This window comes from Paenibacillus polymyxa, from assembly GCF_018614975.1.
GTDB lineage: Bacteria > Bacillota > Bacilli > Paenibacillales > Paenibacillaceae > Paenibacillus > Paenibacillus polymyxa_E.
Genome location: NZ_JAGGNR010000061.1, coordinates 1 through 20,174, shown reverse-complemented (window position 1 = coordinate 20,174; position 20,174 = coordinate 1). Strand labels below are relative to the sequence as shown.

Here is a 20,174-nt window from a genome sequence, read left to right as displayed (position 1 = left end):
ACCCAGCCTCTTACTCTACTGCACAGCAAAGAAAAAAAAGTTTTATTCAGCTCAATATAAAGTATATTAAAAGTGAATATATAGTAAATGAGAGTATAATAGCGAATAACTATCTGAGATTGAGTTCGGTTTATACAGTTTTTTCTGTATGAACGTAACAAACGTTCTTTTTAGTTTGATATCGTTTTCGTTAACTGTTATCATAACGAAACGAGTTAAGCGGCTGTCGCATTATGTCTTATGATGTTACATTTCTGCAGAATGTAACATAGGTATGGATACAACATGACAACTACACAAGGAGAAATTTGATTATGATGAACATAAAGAAGATATTGATAATTACAAGTCTGGCTATAGCGGTTTCACTAACGGGATGCTCCGCCAAGGCAGGCACAGGTGGGGAGACCTCCGATGTGGGGAAACAGGTTAATTATAAAATTACAGGAACAGATCCAGGTTCAGGTCTGATGAGACTTACCGCGCAGGCGTTGAAAGATTATGATTTGTCCGATTGGACCTTAATGGAGAGCTCAGCAGCAGGTATGACTGCTCAGTTAGATCGGGCTTATAAGAAGAAGGAGCCGATTGTCTTCGTTGCCTGGTCTCCGCACTGGATGTTCAATAAATATGATCTTAAATACCTCGACGATCCCAAGCTTACGTATGGGGAGCCGGAAGAGATTCATACAATTGCCCGCCTTGGACTGAAGGATGATCACCCTGTGGCGTATGAATTTCTGGATCGTTTTAACTGGACTTCAGATGACATGGGTGAAGTGATGGTCGATATTCAGAATGGAATGGAGCCGGAGGCAGCAGCGGCCAAGTGGGTAGATGAGCATGAAGCCAAAGTCCAAGAATGGATTGAAGGTCTGAAACCGGTCAATGGAGATACATTTACGCTAAGTTATGTAGCATGGGATTCTGAGCTGGCCAGTACAAATGTAGTCCGTTACGTGCTTGTTGAAAAGCTGGGATACAAAGCAGAAGCCTTGCAGGTTGAAATCGGTCCGATGTGGCTCGGTATAGCCAATGGTGATGTGGACGCTATTGTAGCGGCGTGGTTGCCAGTCACCCACTCAGATTACTGGGCGGAATATGGCGAGCGACTCGATGATCTCGGCGCTAATATGGTGAATGTTAAATCTGGATTGGCTGTACCTGCTTATATGGAAGATGTGAATTCAATTGAAGATTTACAATCTTAGAGATGTGTTATTTGCCTATGGCTCTAAATACGGCTCTCTCGTGAATGAACAACCGGTCAGGATTGATTCAAGCTTGCGTGGAGGGGTAAAATAACGAGAGAACACTTCCTGTTTTCCAATCCTATTCAGGAAAGATCGTAAAACCTTTTGACAAAGGAGAGTTCTCACATGAATCATCACATTCCGGAATATACATTGAACGATGGCTTGAAAGTACCTGCAATTGGATTTGGTACCTATAGTTTAAAAGGTGAAGAAGGCGTTAAATCGATCGCGTCCGCAATGGATGCGGGTTATCGATTAATTGATACGGCGTATAACTATGAGAATGAGGCAACCGTGGGCAGAGCAATCAAACAAAGCTCCATCGCCAGAGAAGAACTGCTCATTTCCTCGAAGCTGCCGGGGCGTTATCACGCTCATGATAAAGCACTGGTGGCGATCCAGGAATCCCTGTACAGAGCGGATCTGGATTATTACGACCTGTATCTGATTCACTGGCCCAATCCGAAGAAGGACATGTATGTCGAGGCATGGCAAGCGCTGATTGAAGCCAAAAAACGTGGATATATCCGATCCATTGGAGTCAGCAACTTCCTGCCCGAGCACAATGAACGGCTGATTAAGGAAACGGGGATAGCGCCGAGTCTGAATCAGATTGAGCTGCATCCATTCTTCGACCAAGCCGATCAGCGGGAACAGGATACGAAGCATGGCATCGTGAACGAATCCTGGAGTCCGATTGGACGTGGCAATGATGCCGTACAGGATATTCTGAAGGATGAGAACATTCTTCGGATCGCGGAAACGCATGGCAAAACGCCAACCCAGATCATTCTGCGCTGGCATGTTCAACTGGGTTCCATTCCAATTCCGAAAGCCGGCTCCTTGCAGCATCAGCAGGAAAATATCGATATATTCGATTTTGAGTTGAGCACAGAAGAGATGCATGTCATCTCTGCATTTAATCGTCCGGATGGACGGTTGTGGGATCAGGACCCAAGCGAGTACGAAGAATTTTAAGGAACGACAAATGAAGGGCTGCTCCCATGTCAGATATGACAGGAGGCAGCCCTTATTGTTGAAGCATATTAAGCAATGTTGCAGTTTTTCATGTTGCGTAATTTCTGTTTAGTGTCCAGCAGGGATACGGAAGGTCAGAATCTCATACGGTTTGATATCAAAAGAAATTCGACCATTTTCCACGATGCATTCCGATTCGTTGTTCTCGAGCAAATCACAAGCGTACGCCGTAGCACCTGCTCCCTTAGGCAATTGAAGGGAAGCACGGCTGCGACGACCGTGTGCTTCATAGAGACGGATGATCATATCATCGTTGTTCTCGGCTTTTTTGATAACCTCGAGCACGACATTATCCTGATCAACCGATGCAAGTGACCATGTTCCCGGCAAAGTACCGGTTTGCGGACTTACTTCACGGGCAACCAGTGGACGGTTGAGATCATAAGCGGCTTGGATGACACGTCCTTCACGGAAGTCGCCCTGATGCGGATAGAGCGCGTAGGTGAAAACGTGCTGCTCTTTGTCGGCATTTTCATTTGGGTACGTTGCGCTCTTGATCAGTGACAGTCGCATCACCGAGTTGTGAATATCATATCCGTATTTGCAGTCGTTCAGCAGAGCAGCGCCGTACCCGTTCTCTGCCAGATCGGCCCACTTCTGTCCGCATACTTCAAACCGGGCTTGATCCCAGCTCGTATTACGGTGGGTAGCACGCTCAACGTTGCCGTACTGGATTTCGTAGACGGCCTTTTCACTCCAGATATCGAGCGGGAAGGCGGCTTTCAGCAGTAAATGCTCCTGCTTCCAGTCCACAAACGTACGGAAATCAATCCGGCGCGTATGCGCGTAGAAGATGATCGTCTGCTCAACGACAGAGTCCAGGAACTGTCGCTTCACTTGAAGCACAGAACGTACCGGCCCACTTTCAACCCACTCCAGCGACTGCAGATCGTTAATCTCCCACATATGCTGTTCATAATAATCGTCAATGTTCCATGCCTCGTATTCCGCAGGTCGATCCTCGAATAATTGCAGCACGTTGCCACGCTTGCCAGACTGAAGCAGCTCACGGCCCTCCAGCTTATCCCATATGGATATGAACTCGGCACTTTCATTCAGTTGAATATCGTACCATGGTGTCTGAATATGCTGCTGGTCTGCTTGCCACTGTGCAACCGACACGCCAGCACCCATATCGGCGGCTACATCCAGCGTAATACGGAAGGATTTATACCCGGATGCAGGCACGTTCTCTGCAAGGAACACAAGTCCGCCTTCGGGAGTACGCTGGCTTGGTACAGGGCGATCTCCATCATGGACGGTCACTTTTCTCGCAAAAGCAGGCAGTTCAACCACATCCGTCCTTACGAATCCGGTGGTGTTGAATACCACAATGGCTTCGCCATCAGATGTAATTCGGCTTACGATGCCGTTCAGCGCACTGTCTTTCAGCTCATCCGTGACACGCAGCACTTCTTCATATTGCTCCTTGGAATCCACATATACCTGCTCAATGGAGCTGCCCGGGAGAATATCATGGAACTGATTCAGCATCGTCAGCTTCCATGCATGCTCCAGTGCATCGGTTGGATAGGCCGCCTGTGCATTCGCCTCACGATGAATCATGGCATACAGCTCGGCATCGGCCAGCGCAAATTCGCTATGACGGTTGTACCGTTTGTTGCGGGCCATGGACGTGTAGGTACCCCGGTGATACTCCAGATATAGCTCGCCCGACCAGCGAGGAACGGAAGGAACATCCGCCAGATTTTGCTCCAGTTTCTCGAAAAACTCGCGTACAAAGGTACGTTTCACCGCGGGTACACCCGGCAATCCGACATCGAGTCGTCTGCCATGCTCCAGCATCTCCTCGGTTGGTCCGCCGCCGCCATCCCCGAATCCGAAACATTGCAGGACATCTGCATTGATGTTTTTGTTCTGGTATCGCTGCCACGTGCCTTTCACTTGCGAAGCATTAAATCGTCCATTATAAGTTGTTTCGAAGCGCCGCTGCCTGAAATCAGGATGTTTATCATAGTCTGTTGCTGTGATGAAATGGGTGAGGACCTCTGATCCATCGATTCCTCGCCAGTACATCGTGTCGTTAGGAATCTGGTTGGTATCATTCCAGGCAATTTTGGTTGTCATAAAATAATCAATGCCGCTCTTGCGCATAATCTGCGGCATCGCTGCACTATAACCAAATACATCCGGTAACCAGAGCACTCGGTTCTCCACGCCGAATTCTTCCTTGAAGAAACGTTTCCCATAGATAATCTGACGGATCATGGATTCACCCGAAATCAGGTTACAATCGGCTTCCAGCCACATTGAACCTTCCGCTTCCCAGCGGCCTTCGGCCACTTTTTCCTTGATTTTCTCATAAAGGGACGGGTAGTCTGCTTTCAGGTATGCATATAGCTGGGGCTGAGAGGACATGAAGGTATACTCTGGGAACTTGTCCATCAAGTAGAGTACACTCGCAAAGCTGCGAATGACCTTCTCCCGAGTCTGATCCAGCGTCCACAGCCATGCAACATCGATATGCGTGTGTCCGATACAGTGAACGGTTGGGATGTGATCACCAGCAGGACGGATATCACCATAGACATGATCTTGCAGATATCGGCGCGCTTCCAGTACCGATGCATGGAATTCTGGACTGTTCTCCTGTCGTAAATCCAGCAGGTTCACGGCTTTATTCAGATGTTCCACCAACTTCAGCCGCTCCAGATCATCCTCACGCAGCAGATCCGCAGCATCCAGCGCAGCCTTGAGATCGTAATACAAATCCGAGACTTGCTGATGATGCTCGGCAATATATACATTGAGAAAGACATCTGCGGCAGACGTACTGCAATACGCATATAATGCCAGTTCGAATTCTTCGCCCTTCACCGCGGATGAGGTCAAGTCGATTTCCGTATGATTAACATCCAGACCGCAGATCAATTCCCCATTGAGGAATGCCAGAAATTGCGGGTTATCATAGTTCCAGATATCATCAGCACCGGTGACAATGGTACATACGACTTTTTTTCCTTCCATATGATCCGGGATGCGAATCCGGGTTTTGAAGCAGCTGTGTACATCTTTACCGCCCCAGCCATCACCCTTACGAAATACGTTCCAAGAGGAAGGGTCCTCATGCACCAGTTCCCAGGAGTGATAACCACTCTCTTTATGATAAAGCTCCGGTATATATGTCTTTGAGGTCAGTCGTGCACGTTCCAAGTGTTTCACAATGGTATGGATTCGAGTATATAAGGAATTCATTTTCATGTTGGTTTCCCACCTTGGTTTGTAGTAAGTACAGGCTGTAGTCGTTGTTGGAGTTATAATACTGCAAGCGCTAACATATCAACTCTATCATAACAAAAGAGAAATGGGCGAAACTACGTATTGTATGCTGAAAATAACGTCTTTTTATTGCATTTCATGCTAAAATAAAATCATTAGAATCAGAATAGGGGGCATGTCCATGACACCATCGGTTTTGGCATACGAGCAGGGATATGCGATCCATGTGAACCAGCCTGGAGATTCACTCTTTTATCATCTGGATTATGACGAGCGTTCCCATGAACTGAATATGGAATTTCAGCATTTCCATGATTTCTATGAAATCTGTATCCTTCTGGATCGCACAGCTGCGCACATCATTGAAGGCAGTTTATATGAGATCCAGCCTCTGGATATCGTTCTTCTGCGGTCTTCATTGCTGCATAAAACGCAATATCCGAAGGGTGCCCCGCCGAAACGATTGATGATCACCTTTGCCATGCCACGTAATACACCTGGTCTTGAGAGCGGTTACACAGAGCTGTTCTCGGTCTTTGATAAACCGATCCCGATATTCCGATTTACAGAAGAACGCCGCCAGGCAGTATTGAATCCTTTAAATGAAATCTATGCTATATCACAGGATCCCTCAGCACTTCATTCAGTCGCGATCCATAGCAAGTTTGTTGAGTTTCTGTGTGCGATCCATCGATACTCGGCTGAGAATAGCTACGTTCGTGAAGAGACAGGCTCGTCTATGTCACAGCGGATGTATGCCATTGCATCGTATATTCATAGTCATTATCAGAATGAACTGTCGCTCGAAGAGATCTCCAAACGGTTTTTCGTGAGTGCTCATCATCTATCCCGTCAGTTTAACAAAGTCACAGGTTTTACGTTTACCGAGTATATTCAGATGACCCGAATACGTAATGCCCAACAGATGCTTCTGAACTCCAACAAAAAAATTACCGATATTGCGGCACAGTGTGGCTTCGCCAGCTTCTCGCAATTCAACCGGATATTTAACAAACAGAGCGGCATGTCACCCAGTGCGTACCGACGACGAAGAAGATCTTTGCAGCATGAGCGTGAAGCGATGCTTGTGAGCGGGCGGAGTGATGGAATGGATGGAGCAGGTGAAAATAGAGAATTGACGTAAAATGACCGTACAAGAACGCATTGAAATTACACAGTATACCATTGCGATTGATCTGGATTACTCCAAAGCCAAGCAGAAGTTTGGTGTGTCTTATGCACAAGTCTATGCATGGGTTCGAAAATACCAAAGGAGATGGATGAAAACAAAATGAACTGTAACGTATGAATTTACGAAGGGCATATCTCGTGTAAGCCGATGTTTGGATAACCAGCCGATTGAACGATTTATTTTGGGGTACGTAGAACGTTTCGGTGGTCTATCTTCGAACGAATACCGGAAAGCAGCATAACAAGATCCCTTAGCACATTATCCGAGCTAAGGGATCTTGTTATGCTATGTTTTGTTTTTTTAACTGTTTACTTGATAGGGAGCAGTTCAATACAGCAGGTGTTTTTAACATTATTTTTTCGGTTCATTGCAAGTACAAGCTCTTACTGCTTAGTGTATATAACGTCAATGATATCTGCAATGGTGACATTCTGCAAAGCCTTTTCCAGTGCATTTTGAGCGGTAATGAAGATAGGTTCGAGTGTGGTCTCCAAATTACTTCCAATTGTGCAGTCTGGATCGGTATTTTTGTGCATATTAAAAAGCTCACTGTCGTTTGACGCATTTACCGCTCGGTAAATATCAAATAAGGTAATTTCGGAAATACTCCTAGCAAGTGAAGCACCCGCGATTCCTGGTCTAACCTGGATCAAGTCTGCTTTTTTTAACATACCCATAATTTTTCGAATTACAGCTGCATTCGTATTTACGCTCTTTGCGATATTTTCTGAAGAGGTAGCAACGCCTGCATTAATTTCGATATATGCCAATATATGAATGCCTACTGAGAAACGGGTATTTATAGCCATAACGTCATCTCCAATTTGTTTTGTAATAATGATTCTCTGTAATCAAACCTATTACAGGATATTATATCAGTTATAATATGAAAAATATATTGTTGACAAACACATCATTTGTAATTATGATGATTACATGTAATTGAATTGATTACAAGATGAAAAATATTAAATTAATAATAGAAGAGGATGAATGATTAATGAGCACAGTACTTTATATCACTGCACACCCGCTTAACGAAGAACAATCTTACAGCTTGGCTACAGGAAAAGCTTTCGTAGAAACTTACCAAGAAGTTAATCCTAATGATGAAATTGTACACATTAACCTTTATCAGGATAATATCCCTTTGATTGATGCTGATGTATTTAGTGGTTGGGGGAAGCTTAGCGAAGGAATCTCATTTGACCAGTTGACTGAACAGGAACAAAGCAAAGTAGGCCGTTTGGGTGAAATCTCCGATCAGTTTGCTGCAGCAGATAAATATGTATTTGTTACTCCGTTCTGGAATTTATCGTATCCACCTATGATGAAGGCGTACCTCGATGCTGTTGCTGTAGCAGGGAAGGCATTCAAATTTATAGATGGTCGTCCGATCGGATTGCTCACGGACAAAAAAGCGTTACACATTCAAGCACGTGGTGGACTTTTCTCCGAGGCTCCTAATTCTGAACTTGAAATGGGACATCGTCATTTGCAAGTTATGATGAACTACTTCGGGGTTCCAAGCTTTGAACTTTTAGCCCTTGAAGGTTTTGCTAAATCACATCTTAATGCGAACGAGATTAAAGAAGACGCCATTGTGCGTGCGAAAGACCTTGCTCATACATTCTAAGTAAAGCAGATAAAGTAAACACAACATTTATAATGTGCGACCGTTCCGAGGGAGTTAATCCAGAGAGCGGTCGTTTTATTATTTATAATAAATGGAAATAAGTGATGGAAAGTAATGGGTTTTTATGCCTTCTGTTTATATATAATGGCTTAGATCTCATGATAAAATACATACAACATGTCGCTTTTAGGGAAGGTTGGATCATTTCATGAGTGAAAAGGTAAGGGCTAGATACAGAACTCCATTTTTAGTAAGTTATGAAATTGATTCAAGTAGGAAGTTTAGCAGTACATAAGCATTTATAGAGTAGCAGAGCCGGATCACATCATTAAGGGTATTGGCGGTAAGTTCCGTGTAGGGTGCCGTGGAGTGGGGGCGTCCATGTATGGAGTATGAGAGGATACACCTTCCAAGATACATGGTAAAATAAATAGAAGTGTACATCATGTTGGAGGGGAATCAATGAGGGTTGTGCTGAAAAGATTGGGGTATGGTGCCTTGGCAATACTGGGTGTCTTGCTATTGATCATCGTAATTAGTTTCACGAATCATACAATTAAACTAAAGAGTGAATTGACTATTCTGACGCCGCCAGGTGCAATGGTTAACGTGAATAATCACCAAATGCATGTCTATACAGAAGGCGCTGGGTCACAGACGCTGGTCTTTCTATCAGGTGGTGGTACATCAGCTCCTGTATTGGATTTCAAGGCACTTTACTCCAGATTGTCGGAACAATACAGAATTGCTGTGGTTGAGAAGGCAGGGTATGGCTTCAGTGAAACAGCCAAGGTATCCCGTGATATCGATACGATATTGGAAGAAACCAGAACGGCGCTGACCTTATCAGGCCAGAATCCACCGTATGTGTTGTTTCCGCATTCCATGTCAGGCATTGAAGCACTATATTGGGCACAGCGGTATCCAAACGAAGTGAAGGCGATCATCGGATTGGACCCTGCCATTCCAGAAGTATATGAAGCATATCCTTTACCCTCGGTAGGCATGATGAGTCTCACAAGTTTTGGGAGCACGAATGGGGATTACACGCTTTTTCCCCGGGATTGTGGATTCATCCGCTGCGATTAAGGAGAATCATCTGTATCCTCAGGAAGAGGAACTTTACCGGGCGCTATTCTACAAGAATACGCAGACATCGAATATGAATAAAGAAGTCAGAATGATTAAACAGAATGCAGTGAAGGTTGCAAAGGGAGGAATTCCGGATGTGCCGATGTATTTCTTCATATCTAATGGAGAAGAGTTGCCAGTTGAGGATTGGCAAACGTACCTAATACGTTATATTGAGTCTGTGAAGATGGGACAATATCAGGTTTTAAATAGCGGCGATTACATACATAATACCCATCCAGATCGGATCGCAGATGAAAGTATGCAATTCATTAACGAACTGTGATTGACGAAGAAGGATACTAAGAATTAGGAGAGGACTGTTCGAATCATGAGGCGACACTATAGGTGATCGTCTTTTCTTATATTGCGTTATTATGGTGTGGATTGGGATCGTAGTGGCTCCACTTGCCATCGTGAAATGTGAAACGTATGTGGGCGTATTCATGTATTATAGTATACATATAAACTTTTCGGAGGAGGAACACGTAATGGGAATCTTATCGAGGTTTAGAGACGTGATGAAGGCCAATGTGAACCACATGTTGTCTCGGGCGGAAGACCCGGAGAAGAGTGTGAATGAGTATATGCGCAGCCTGAGTAGCGATCTGGGTCAGGTGAAGGCTGAGACCACTGCGGTGTTGTCAGATGAGAGCCGGGCGAAGCGAGCATTGGATGAGTGCAGCGCCGAGGTCAAGAAGTTACAGCGGTATGCAGAGAAATCAGCGGAGTCGGGAGACGAAGACAAGGCACGTAGTTTTCTGGAGAAGAAAGTGAAGCTGGCTGACAAAATGAACGAACTACAGGCGGCCTATGAACGTGCTTCTGCCAAAGCCAAGATGATGAAGCATATGAACGATAAACTGATTGCCGATCTGGGGCAACTGGAAGCGCGGCATGCAGAACTGAAAGGTCGTATGGCAGATGCGAAGGCACAGCAACAGACCAACGAGCGGAATGCATCTGTGGGCAGGGCTGATGCCGCATTGAAGGCTATGAAAGACAAGGCGAACCAAGCGTTGAACGAAGCAGAGGCTTTGGCAGAACTCCGTGCGGGAGCACAAGAAGATGATGATCTGGACGAATTAATTGCCCAGTTGGAGAGGGACATGAACGCGTATGCGGGTAATAATGAGAGTGCATCGCCAAGTGCGGAGGAAGAACTCGCAGCGATTCAGGAGAAGCTGAAGAAGTGAGTTTAACTTGTACAAGCTTGTTCTGTCAGCGAAGTTATACAGTGTCAATTTAGAATCATATTTCGTTAACATTGAGGTGAGCAGATGCCGGTTATTGAATATAAATGTCCAAACTGCGGCAGTGGCATGATCTTTGACAGTGTGTCAGGTGCATTATCCTGTCCCAGCTGCGGCCGCCAGGACAACATAGAGCAGATCCCCGATCCCTTGAAGAGACAAGTATTCACCGAAAATGAGGTCAAGGAATACCACTGTAACAGCTGCGGAGCTGACATTGTGACAGAACCGGAGACTAGTGCGACGATATGCAGTTTCTGCGGTGCAGCGGTTGTACTCAGTGATCGGCTGACGGGCAATCTGGCCCCCGCGATGGTGATTCCCTTTTCCATTAACAAGGATCAAGCCAAGCAGGCTTTCAAAAAGTGGTGCAAAAACGGCCTGTTAACGCCAAGTGGCTTCATGTCCGCTGATCGGATTCAGAGCATTACCGGCATGTACGTGCCGTTCTGGTTGTATGAGTTACATAACAAGATCGAAGTGCATGGCCGTGGCACCAAGGTCAGATCCTACACCCAGGGCGACTACCATTACACGGAAACACAGCATTTCGATATATATCGCAGAATTCGGCTGAATTACGTGAACCTGCCCATCGATGCATCGGAGAAAATGAAGGATGAACTGATGGATAAGCTGGAGCCTTTTCCATATAATCAGCTGAAATTGTTCAAGACCCCGTATCTGGCGGGGTACATTGCGGAAAAATACAGTTATACGGACGAGGAACTTTTTCCACGGGCCAAGGATAAAACGAGATCGTACATTGATTCTTATATTGCCTCAACTGTATCCGGATATACCAGCGTGAGCTACACGGACAAACAGATTGATACTACGCTCAAAAATGCAGACTATGTTCTGCTCCCGGTGTGGATGGTCAACTATGACTATAATCGTGCACAATACACGTTTGCCATGAATGGTCAGACAGGTAAAGTGGTCGGTAAACCACCGATCAGCAAAGCCAAAGTGGCTGGATGGTTCGCAGGAGTCTCTGCGATGTCGTTGCTGTCACTGAAGCTGGTTTCCTGGATGATGGGAGGTGGATTCTTATGAGAAAAAGAACCCCTCTGGCCGTGATGGCTACGCTCATTTTACTTATGATAACCCTTATCGCTCCGTTGGTTCCCATGTCATCGGCATCCGCAGCGGAGAGCAAAAATCTCATCTACGATGAGGCCAACCTGCTGAGTGAGCAGGAGAAAAGTGAATTGAATCTACTTGCAAATCAGTATGGCGCGGAACGGCAGACGGACTTTGTTATCTATACAACAAATAATGTTGAGAACCAGGATGTTATGCTCTTAACAGAAGATTTTTATGATGAGCAGGGGCTAGGGTACGACAAGAAATTTGGTAATGCTGTCATATTAACGATGGATATGAATAATCGCGAAGTGTATCTGGCTGGGTTTTATAAGGCAAAAGAATATCTGGGCGATCAGCGGCTTGATGCTATCCGTACTCGAATTACCTCTGAATTGTCCAGTGGAGATTACAAACTCGCATTTGAGAAATATATTGAGCTTTCTTACAAATATATGGGTTATGAACCCGGGGTGAATCCAAACAATATTTTGTTTAACGGCTGGTTTCAGTTGGGAGTGTCTGTAGTTCTTGGCGGTATTGTTGTTGGTATGATGACCTATCGTTCCGGGGGACGTGTCACAGTCAATCGTGCAACTTATGAGGATTCAAGCAATTCCAGTGTAATTGATCGTCAAGATCGCTATATTCGTACAACCGTCACCAAGCGCAAGATCGAGAAGAATAATAATAACGGTGGCGGAGGCGGCGGTGGAGGTACCTCCCGAGGTGGTCACTCACATAGTGGAAGTAGAGGTTCGTTTTAGCATAACGGATATTCGCAATAACTCAACGCAGGCATGATGGTACACAATGCGTACTATAGAAGGGATGGGAACGAATATGGGATTTTTCAGAAATCAATTTTCGAATGTGGTGGAATGGGAAGAGTTCAGAGATGACATGATATTTTGGAAGTGGAGCAACCGGGAGATCAAAAAGGGGAGTAAACTTATCATCCGTTCCGGTCAGGACGCCATTTTCCTGAATAACGGTAAAGTGGAAGGGATTTTCGAGGACGAAGGATCATTTAATATCGATTCCGAGATCATTCCATTCCTTTCTACATTAAAAGGATTCAAATTTGGATTCAACAGTGGCATGCGGGTCGAAGTCTTGTTTGTAAACACAAAAGAGTTCACCGTGCGGTGGGGCACACAAAGTCCGGTGTTGATTCCAACACCACAACTCCCGGGCGGGATGCCGATTCGGGCCAACGGTACATTTAATTTTAAAGTAAGTGACTATGTGACCTTGATTGATAAGATTGCAGGCATCAAGCAGAGTTATCTGGTGGAGGATGTCAAAATCCGAATCACTTCTGTGCTGGATCAGCTTCTAATGAAGTGGATTAGCCGCGAAGGGAAGGATATGTTCAACCTGCAAGCCAATGCATCGGATATTGCCAAGGGGATTCAGGAAGATCTGGATATGCAGATGATGGACATCGGTATTGGGATTACCGGTTTCCAGGTGATGAGCTTTAATTATCCAAAAGAGATTCAGGATATGATTACAAAGACCGCTTCACATGAGATGATTGGTAATCTGCAAAAGTATCAACAGGTCAGCATGACAGACGGTATCTCATCCGGTAAAGTACAAGGCGGCGGTGCAGCTTCGGATATGGCGGGCATGATGATGGGTATGAACATGGCCAATGAAATGATGAAAAACATGAACCAGAACCAAGGCCAAAACCAGAACCAGAACAATAATTCCAATTCGTCTCAGAATCAAAATAACGACCAGAAACCAGCGGGAAATAGCAACGGTGATTCAAATACATCTTCATCTACAGAAGGCAACAAGAAGCCAAACTTCTGCCCGAACTGTGGAGCCAAAAATGAAGGAGCCAACTTCTGTCCGAATTGTGGTCAAAAGCTGGGCTAATGAAATAAATACATGTAGGGCTAGTCCAGCAGTGGTTGAGTTATTGCGGAGCTAGCCCTTTTTTGTTTGGATTCTTATTCAAAGCAACATGACGTAAGGTGGAGAGCAGGTTCATCTATTTTAGTTTTGATAAAAGTGTTGACAACCGGTCATGAATCATTTATCTTTAAATTAAGATATTTAATTTGAATATAAATGACAACCAAACAAATATCTTTAATCCATTAAATGAGGAGAGATCAAGATGATGATCCCAACATTGACCAGAATTAATGAACTTGCAAGAAAAGCCAAAGAGGGCGGATTGACGGAGATGGAGAAAGAGGAACAGGTTCGCCTTCGCCAGGAATATCTGCAAACTTTTCGCGGTTCGGTCAACGACATTCTGCTGAATGCAACCATCTATGATCCAAACGGCGATGACGTGACTCCTGATAAATTGAAACAAAAACAGGCCAATCAAAATAACGACTAGAATACAATTCGCTAGATCATATATCTTAATTTGAAGATAATACAAATTACTATAAATCACTTACCAAGCCATGGAGGAATTAATCATGACTATTCAAACAGCAGGTATTCACCATATTACAGCTTTCGCAGGAGATCCACAGGCCAATGTTGATTTTTATGCCGGAGTTCTGGGACTTCGTCTCGTGAAAAAAACAATCAACTTCGATGCACCTGATGTATATCATCTGTATTTTGGCGATGAGCACGGAAGCCCGGGTACCATCATTACCTTCTTCCCATCCGCTGGATCACCACGGGGCAAAATTGGCGGAGGTCAGGTCGGCATCACTTCCTATGTCATTCCTCCTGGGTCGATTAGCTTCTGGCAGAACCGGCTGGTACAGTATAACATTGAGGTAACCAAAACAAGTCGTTTCAATGAAGACCTGCTTCAATTCGAAGATGGCGAAGGCCTGCGGCTTGAGCTTGTTGAACGGGAAGAGGGAGCAACCAGCACTTGGGCGCACGAAGGAATTCCAACAGATAAAGCAATCAAAGGCTTCGGTGGTGCTGTCCTGTTCAGTGTTAACCCGCAAAGAACGATGGATGCTCTTGAGAAAATCATGGGATTCGTCAGAGTGAGTGAAAATGAAGAGTATGCTCGTTTCCGGTCCAGCGGGGATATCGGTAATGTCGTAGATGTTCCAGTGACCCGTATGGCTCTGGGTCTGGGTGGCGCAGGAACCGTGCACCATATTGCATGGCGCGCCAAAGACGATGAGGAGCATGCACAGTGGAGTGAAGCTGTACGTGATTACGGGTACCAACCGACTCCAGTTCGGGATCGTCAGTACTTTAACGCGATCTACTTCAGAGAAGCTGGCGGTATTCTGTTTGAAATTGCTACAGATCCTCCGGGCTTTGCCAAAGATGAACCTGCTGATTCGCTTGGACAAAAATTGATGCTGCCAGAATGGTTCGAGAAATATCGTCCTCAAATTGAGGACAATCTGCAACCGATTGAAGTAAGAACGCTCGTACCTGCAACAACTGCGAATTAATAAGAGTTCTATTACTATATAGGTTGAACTATCCATTTACACAATAACGGAGAGGATAGAAAAAAACCTGAAAAAGCGAAGCGTTCGCCTTTATCCCCGGATTTTCCCTTGGGAAAAGGGATAGAAAAAATCTGGGGATAACAGCGATTGGAGGGTTATTCTGTCATCGAAGTGTATGTGTGAATCATCTTTAGTTCAACTTATATAGCTGACGTTAGATTATGAGAAAAACCAAAGGAGCATTGAAGGTTGATGGAGAAAAAGGTTACCTGGCTGGAGCTGTTCTACGATCTGCTCTTTGTAGCAGCGGTCTCCAAAGCGGGTCATGTCTTGTTACATGCCAAACATGGAGTCATGCATGGGTCGGTCAGACCTTGTTTATTAATCGTTATGGGCAAGACATCCTGATCCATAGAATATTTCTCATCCTTCAGCTCCTGACCGTTATGGTTATGACGGCGAGCCTCTCTACCCATTTTGATCAATCCTACCTGTCCTTCTTCATGGGTTATATTGGTTCACGGGCATTTACGGTGATTCAGTATCTGACGGTTCACAAGTCGAAAAACATACATCAACAACAGGCCGCCCGTTACTTGGGTACATGTTTCCTCATAGGCATACTGATTTCATCGGTCTCGCTGTTTTTCGATTCCTGGTTACGCTACTTGATTTTTTGTGCTTCCGCTGATCGGACGCAAAAATCTGGTGAAAGTACCGGTTCAGACCCATCACTTGTTGGAACGTTTTGCACTCTTTACACTTATCCTGCTGGGTGAATCGGTGGTAAGTATTATCGCTGTGCTGCAAGCCGATCATTGGGATATGAAATCTATTCTGTTTGCCGCCTTTACGTCTATCTTGTCATTGCGATGTGGTGGCAGTACTTCGACAACGTGGAGAAAAAGGTCAGCAAAGAGATTCAGACTGCCGGGCAAGCGATCATATACGGCCATCTGTTCATCTACATCTCCATGAGTATGATCGCTGCTTCAATTCAGCTGTTATATCAAAATCAGTTAAACTATGTGTTCATGCTGGGGTTTGTATTTGGATCAGCGCTACTGTATTTCTTGTCGACCTCACTTGTGCTCCATCGTTACAGACACGCACATCTACGACTGGGTCCGCGTCATCTGGCGGTTATGGTAGGGTTACTGGTGGCATTTGTCCTTGTTGATCTGGTCTATCGAGTTCCGGGTTATGTCATCATGGGCGAAGACATGTTATTCTTCCTGGTGTGTGCGAAACTTAGGACTTAATTCGAGTCATCTCAAATGAAGAAAAGTCACGGACAACAGGCGTCCGTGGCTTTTTATTATGCCGCTAATCCTGGACAAGTTTTAATTATATAAATAAAGCACAAATCTAATTTAATTTCTTCTATAGAATCTGTTAATATGAGACTATGTACAAGTGAATCTACCAGATCATTGAATATTCTTTTTATAAAATGAGCGTAGGAACAATTACACGAAAACGGAGAGGACAGAAATAACCTGAAGAAGCGAAGCGTTCACCTTTATAACCGGATTTTTACCATTAAAAAAGTATAAGAAAATCTGGGGATAAGAGTGATCGGAAGGTTGTTCTGGCATCGGAGTGGCCTAGTGTAAATATCCGTAAGTCATTTTATACATAGCGATTCGTAGATATGGGGATGACAATCAGGAGGGAAATCATTGAGCACACATCAAATCGGAGTTCCATTGGAAGGGTTTGCAGAGTTTAGTCGTACGGTTGCTGCTGAAGGAGCCGTTTTACTCAGAAATGAAGGCCAAGTGCTTCCACTTCGTGAAAACGAAAACGTTTCAGTTTTTGGGCGGATTCAAGTCAATTATTATCGCAGTGGCACGGGTTCAGGCGGTAGTGTTCATGTGGCCTACACAACAAATCTGTTGGATGGTCTGCGCAGCAAAAAGAATATAACGGTGAATGAAGAGCTGGCAGCTGTCTATGAAAAGTGGATTGAAGAAAATCCATTTGATGATGGCGGAAAAGTATGGGCGGCCGAGCCATGGAATCAGAAAGAAATGCCTTTGACGGATGAACTTGTTGCACAGGCTAGGAGCAAATCCAGCAAAGCCATTATCGTGATTGGACGTACAGCAGGAGAAGACCAGGATAATGTGGATGCGCCAGGAAGTTACCAACTGACAGAAGATGAGAAAGCGATGTTGAAGCAAGTTACTTCGCAGTTTGAACACACAATCGTTGTGTTGAATGTCTCAAATATCATCGACATGAGCTGGTTAAATGAAACGTATCTACATCCGATCCAAGGCGTAATATACTCCTGGCATGGCGGTATGGAGGGTGGTAATGCGATTGCTGATGTGCTGGCGGGGGACGTTACACCAAGCGGTAAACTGACAGATACGATTGCATATTCCATCGAAGATTATCCTTCGACCAGCAACTACGGCAATGAGTTCAAGAACCTGTATCAGGAAGATATCTATGTAGGCTATCGTTATTTCGAAACGTTTCGACCTGAGCGAGTTCAGTTTGAATTCGGTTACGGCCTGTCTTATACGACGTTTTTGGCTCAGCACGAAGAAGCGAAATCAGTTTCCAAAGACGGCGAAACCTACATTGAAGTTCGTGTCAATGTGACCAACTCCGGTACAACATATGCGGGCAAAGAGGTTGTGCAGGTCTATTATGAAGCACCACAAGGCAAACTGGGACAACCCGTGAAGGCTTTGGTGGCTTTTGGCAAAACAGGATTGTTGCAACCGGGCGAGTCAGAACTTCTGACGATCAGCTTCCCGATCCATGCCATGGCATCTTACGATGATGCAGGCGCTACAGGTCATGCTTCCGCATACGTTCTGGAAGAAGGCACATATCGACTGCATGTAGGAACCAGTGTGAAACAAGTCGACCACATCAGCATTGATGGCCAGGATGGCTATATTATTGAATCTCTTCAATTGGTGGAGCAACTGCAAGAAGCGATGGCTCCAACGGAAGATTTTACACGGATGAAACCAGGTTCGCGCAAGGAAGATGGATCATATGAACTGACTTATGCAGAAGTACCGAAACGTAAGATATCCATGGCGAACCGGATTGAGCAGAATCTCCCGCAAACGCTGGAGCAGACGGGTAACCAGGGCCACAAGCTGAGTGACGTTAAGGCTGGCAAAGTAAGTCTGGAAACCTTTATCGCTCAACTGAGTGATCAGGATCTGGCGGCGATTGTCCGTGGCGAAGGTATGAGCAGTCCGCTCGTTACTTCAGGAACGGCATCCGCATTTGGTGGTGTTAGCGACAGCCTGTTCAACTACGGTATTCCGGTAGCATGTACGGCAGATGGCCCGTCCGGTATTCGTATGGATAGTGGCGAGAAGGCAACACAGGTATCCATTGGTACGTTACTTGCTGCGACATGGAACAAAGATCTCGTTGAAGAGTTGTATGTAATGGAAGGACAGGAACTGCTGAGAAATCAGGTGGATACCCTGCTCGGACCTGGACTCAATATCCGCCGGAGCCCGCTCAATGGAAGGAACTTTGAGTACTTCTCCGAAGATCCACTGATCTCGGGTGTATTTGCGGCAGCATGTACGAAAGGGATTATGAAGGGTGGTTCCAATGCCACACTGAAACACTTTGCCTGCAATAACCAGGAGAAACACCGCAGTAAAGTAGATGCTGTTGTCTCCGAACGTGCACTGCGTGAAATTTACCTGAAAGGGTTCGAAATCGCTGTAAAAGAAGGCGGAGCGAACTCCATCATGACTTCCTACAACCCGGTTAACGGACACTGGGCGGCATCCAATTACGACCTGAACACCACGATCCTGCGTGGCGAATGGAATTTCGAAGGTATCGTCATGACGGACTGGTGGGCGATTATGAATGATGTGACCGAAGGTGGAGAAGCTGATCGCAAATACACCAACTGGATGATCCGTGCCCAGAATGATCTCTACATGGTTGTACCGAACTACGGCGCAGAGATCAATGGCTGGGACGATAATACGATTGAATCCTTGGAAAATGGAACACTTACGCGCGGAGAACTGCAACGCTCGGCGATTAATATCTGCAAGTTCATCATGAATGCACCGGTTTCGTCCCGCAAACATGAGATTGTAGAGAATATCGCTTCGTTCCAAGCGAATGCATCTATATCTGCTGCACAAGCTCAGGCGCTGGTTGAGAACGCACAGGTGAAACCTGCGGTAGCTGAACCAGCCTACATGAAAGTGAGCGATGCCGGCCATTATCGGATTATCGTACAGATCATGTCCCCAGAGCCGGAACTTGCCCAAAGTGCATGTAACCTGCTCCTGAATGACCAGTTGGTAACCACCATTCAAACGAATGGTACGGAAGGCAAATGGATCAGACAGAAACTTGTCAAAGTAGACCTTGAAGCAGGGCTGTATGAATTGAAACTGGACTTTACGAAACCAGGCCTCCAGATTGATTGGATCGAATTCAAGCAGGTGTAGAAGATAATCGAAAATATCAGGTGATAAGAGCAATTGAGAGGTTGTTCTGCCATCCAAAGTAGAATACGTTGGTATGACAAAGGACACTGTTTGCAGGTGTCCTTTGTTGTAACAAGGAATAGCTACTGTTATGATAGTGTTATGAGATTCGTAGTTCTGAACAATGGGGTCAGGGGTGTTGCGAGGAATGAGAAATTATAATTTTTTGAGTCCAATCCTGCTGATTGTGGTGGCGCTGATTGTGAGAGGCCTGGTGACTAACCTGGGAGTTCTTTTCGGCTTATCACAAGAAGTGGCGAGTAATATTGCCATGATAGCCATGATCATTGCTGCACTGATTATGTTTAATCGAATGACGAAGGCTCGGCGTAAAAAATAGAAAAAGCTCGGATAACCAGAAGGTTATCCAAGACACGAAGTGATATGCTCCCCTCATAGTAGACAGTAGAAAAAAACAAAACTT

Annotated in this window: 17 protein-coding genes and 1 pseudogene; 16 read left to right on the top strand and 2 right to left on the bottom strand. The window is 45.2% G+C overall.

Annotated features, from left to right (window positions below; translation table 11 throughout):
• Positions 1-314 precede the first annotated feature (314 nt).
• Positions 315-1,211 carry a glycine betaine ABC transporter substrate-binding protein gene (locus tag J7E78_RS28635; RefSeq protein WP_285229478.1) on the top strand — a complete coding sequence of 299 codons (897 nt, stop codon included), beginning with the start codon at positions 315-317 and terminating at the stop codon, positions 1,209-1,211.
• A 168-nt stretch (positions 1,212-1,379) separates the two neighbouring features.
• The gene (locus J7E78_RS28630; RefSeq protein ID WP_215080199.1) at positions 1,380-2,234 is read left to right on the top strand and encodes an aldo/keto reductase; all 855 of its coding nucleotides are present in this window, start codon (positions 1,380-1,382) and stop codon (positions 2,232-2,234) included.
• Between the two features lie 108 nt (positions 2,235-2,342).
• Here J7E78_RS28630 and J7E78_RS28625 read toward each other — a convergent pair whose 3' ends face one another.
• Positions 2,343-5,516, bottom strand: a complete 3,174-nt coding sequence (locus J7E78_RS28625) for an alpha-mannosidase (RefSeq protein WP_215080197.1) — start codon at positions 5,514-5,516, stop codon at positions 2,343-2,345.
• Positions 5,517-5,715: 199 nt separating this feature from the next.
• On the opposite strand from J7E78_RS28625, the gene J7E78_RS28620 reads away from it, so the two are divergent.
• The gene (locus J7E78_RS28620) at positions 5,716-6,678 is read left to right on the top strand and encodes a helix-turn-helix transcriptional regulator (protein WP_215080195.1); all 963 of its coding nucleotides are present in this window, start codon (positions 5,716-5,718) and stop codon (positions 6,676-6,678) included.
• Position 6,679: 1 nt separating this feature from the next.
• Positions 6,680-6,829: a hypothetical protein gene (locus tag J7E78_RS28615; protein ID WP_215080193.1), complete on the top strand. Its 150-nt coding sequence runs from the start codon at positions 6,680-6,682 to the stop codon at positions 6,827-6,829.
• Between the two features lie 280 nt (positions 6,830-7,109).
• Here J7E78_RS28615 and J7E78_RS28610 read toward each other — a convergent pair whose 3' ends face one another.
• On the bottom strand, positions 7,110-7,535 hold the full coding sequence (locus J7E78_RS28610) for an Rrf2 family transcriptional regulator (RefSeq protein ID WP_215080191.1): 426 nt from the start codon (positions 7,533-7,535) through the stop codon (positions 7,110-7,112).
• A gap of 191 nt (positions 7,536-7,726) precedes the next feature.
• Between J7E78_RS28610 and J7E78_RS28605 the strand changes: the two genes are divergently transcribed.
• The 12 genes and pseudogenes from J7E78_RS28605 to J7E78_RS28555 all read left to right on the top strand — a co-directional run bounded on the left by J7E78_RS28605 (position 7,727) and on the right by J7E78_RS28555 (position 20,090).
• Positions 7,727-8,362 (top strand): NAD(P)H-dependent oxidoreductase, encoded by a 636-nt coding sequence (locus J7E78_RS28605; RefSeq protein WP_215080189.1) that lies wholly within the window; start codon positions 7,727-7,729, stop codon positions 8,360-8,362.
• Positions 8,363-8,824: 462 nt separating this feature from the next.
• Complete coding sequence (locus J7E78_RS28600) at positions 8,825-9,451, top strand: alpha/beta fold hydrolase (RefSeq protein ID WP_251035323.1); 627 nt, start codon at positions 8,825-8,827, stop codon at positions 9,449-9,451.
• Positions 9,399-9,779 carry a hypothetical protein gene (locus J7E78_RS29610; RefSeq protein ID WP_251035322.1) on the top strand — a complete coding sequence of 127 codons (381 nt, stop codon included), beginning with the start codon at positions 9,399-9,401 and terminating at the stop codon, positions 9,777-9,779. The genes J7E78_RS28600 and J7E78_RS29610 overlap by 53 nt, the downstream gene beginning before the upstream one ends.
• A gap of 205 nt (positions 9,780-9,984) precedes the next feature.
• A complete protein-coding gene (locus tag J7E78_RS28595) occupies positions 9,985-10,689 on the top strand; it encodes a PspA/IM30 family protein (RefSeq protein ID WP_215080187.1) in 705 nt (234 codons plus the stop codon).
• An 84-nt stretch (positions 10,690-10,773) separates the two neighbouring features.
• Positions 10,774-11,805: a TFIIB-type zinc ribbon-containing protein gene (locus J7E78_RS28590; RefSeq protein ID WP_215080185.1), complete on the top strand. Its 1,032-nt coding sequence runs from the start codon at positions 10,774-10,776 to the stop codon at positions 11,803-11,805.
• The gene (locus J7E78_RS28585) at positions 11,802-12,602 is read left to right on the top strand and encodes a TPM domain-containing protein (protein ID WP_215080183.1); all 801 of its coding nucleotides are present in this window, start codon (positions 11,802-11,804) and stop codon (positions 12,600-12,602) included. The genes J7E78_RS28590 and J7E78_RS28585 overlap by 4 nt, the downstream gene beginning before the upstream one ends.
• 76 nt (positions 12,603-12,678) lie before the next feature.
• Complete coding sequence (locus J7E78_RS28580; protein ID WP_215080181.1) at positions 12,679-13,728, top strand: SPFH domain-containing protein; 1,050 nt, start codon at positions 12,679-12,681, stop codon at positions 13,726-13,728.
• 247 nt (positions 13,729-13,975) lie between these two features.
• The gene (locus tag J7E78_RS28575) at positions 13,976-14,203 is read left to right on the top strand and encodes a DUF896 domain-containing protein (RefSeq protein ID WP_215080201.1); all 228 of its coding nucleotides are present in this window, start codon (positions 13,976-13,978) and stop codon (positions 14,201-14,203) included.
• 85 nt (positions 14,204-14,288) lie between these two features.
• On the top strand, positions 14,289-15,245 hold the full coding sequence (locus J7E78_RS28570) for a ring-cleaving dioxygenase (protein WP_215080179.1): 957 nt from the start codon (positions 14,289-14,291) through the stop codon (positions 15,243-15,245).
• Positions 15,246-15,494: 249 nt separating this feature from the next.
• A pseudogene (locus tag J7E78_RS28565) lies at positions 15,495-16,507 on the top strand (low temperature requirement protein A).
• Positions 16,508-16,927: 420 nt separating this feature from the next.
• The gene (locus tag J7E78_RS28560) at positions 16,928-19,711 is read left to right on the top strand and encodes a glycoside hydrolase family 3 C-terminal domain-containing protein (RefSeq protein WP_215080177.1); all 2,784 of its coding nucleotides are present in this window, start codon (positions 16,928-16,930) and stop codon (positions 19,709-19,711) included.
• A gap of 187 nt (positions 19,712-19,898) precedes the next feature.
• Positions 19,899-20,090: a hypothetical protein gene (locus J7E78_RS28555; protein ID WP_215080174.1), complete on the top strand. Its 192-nt coding sequence runs from the start codon at positions 19,899-19,901 to the stop codon at positions 20,088-20,090.
• Positions 20,091-20,174: the final 84 nt, after the last annotated feature.

What these genes read in the sequence shown, in the direction of transcription:
- J7E78_RS28625 (WP_215080197.1), bottom strand. Translation starts at nt 5,516, where the DNA reads ATGAAAATGAATTCCTTATATACTCGAATCCATACCATTGTGAAACAC.
- J7E78_RS28600 (WP_251035323.1), top strand. Translation starts at nt 8,825, where the DNA reads ATGAGGGTTGTGCTGAAAAGATTGGGGTATGGTGCCTTGGCAATACTG.
- J7E78_RS28570 (WP_215080179.1), top strand. Translation starts at nt 14,289, where the DNA reads ATGACTATTCAAACAGCAGGTATTCACCATATTACAGCTTTCGCAGGA.
- J7E78_RS28590 (WP_215080185.1), top strand. Translation starts at nt 10,774, where the DNA reads ATGCCGGTTATTGAATATAAATGTCCAAACTGCGGCAGTGGCATGATC.
- J7E78_RS28630 (WP_215080199.1), top strand. Translation starts at nt 1,380, where the DNA reads ATGAATCATCACATTCCGGAATATACATTGAACGATGGCTTGAAAGTA.
- J7E78_RS28585 (WP_215080183.1), top strand. Translation starts at nt 11,802, where the DNA reads ATGAGAAAAAGAACCCCTCTGGCCGTGATGGCTACGCTCATTTTACTT.
- J7E78_RS28615 (WP_215080193.1), top strand. Translation starts at nt 6,680, where the DNA reads ATGACCGTACAAGAACGCATTGAAATTACACAGTATACCATTGCGATT.
- J7E78_RS28635 (WP_285229478.1), top strand. Translation starts at nt 315, where the DNA reads ATGATGAACATAAAGAAGATATTGATAATTACAAGTCTGGCTATAGCG.
- J7E78_RS28555 (WP_215080174.1), top strand. Translation starts at nt 19,899, where the DNA reads ATGAGAAATTATAATTTTTTGAGTCCAATCCTGCTGATTGTGGTGGCG.
- J7E78_RS28605 (WP_215080189.1), top strand. Translation starts at nt 7,727, where the DNA reads ATGAGCACAGTACTTTATATCACTGCACACCCGCTTAACGAAGAACAA.
- J7E78_RS28620 (WP_215080195.1), top strand. Translation starts at nt 5,716, where the DNA reads ATGACACCATCGGTTTTGGCATACGAGCAGGGATATGCGATCCATGTG.
- J7E78_RS28580 (WP_215080181.1), top strand. Translation starts at nt 12,679, where the DNA reads ATGGGATTTTTCAGAAATCAATTTTCGAATGTGGTGGAATGGGAAGAG.
- J7E78_RS29610 (WP_251035322.1), top strand. Translation starts at nt 9,399, where the DNA reads ATGGGGATTACACGCTTTTTCCCCGGGATTGTGGATTCATCCGCTGCG.
- J7E78_RS28595 (WP_215080187.1), top strand. Translation starts at nt 9,985, where the DNA reads ATGGGAATCTTATCGAGGTTTAGAGACGTGATGAAGGCCAATGTGAAC.
- J7E78_RS28575 (WP_215080201.1), top strand. Translation starts at nt 13,976, where the DNA reads ATGATCCCAACATTGACCAGAATTAATGAACTTGCAAGAAAAGCCAAA.
- J7E78_RS28610 (WP_215080191.1), bottom strand. Translation starts at nt 7,535, where the DNA reads ATGGCTATAAATACCCGTTTCTCAGTAGGCATTCATATATTGGCATAT.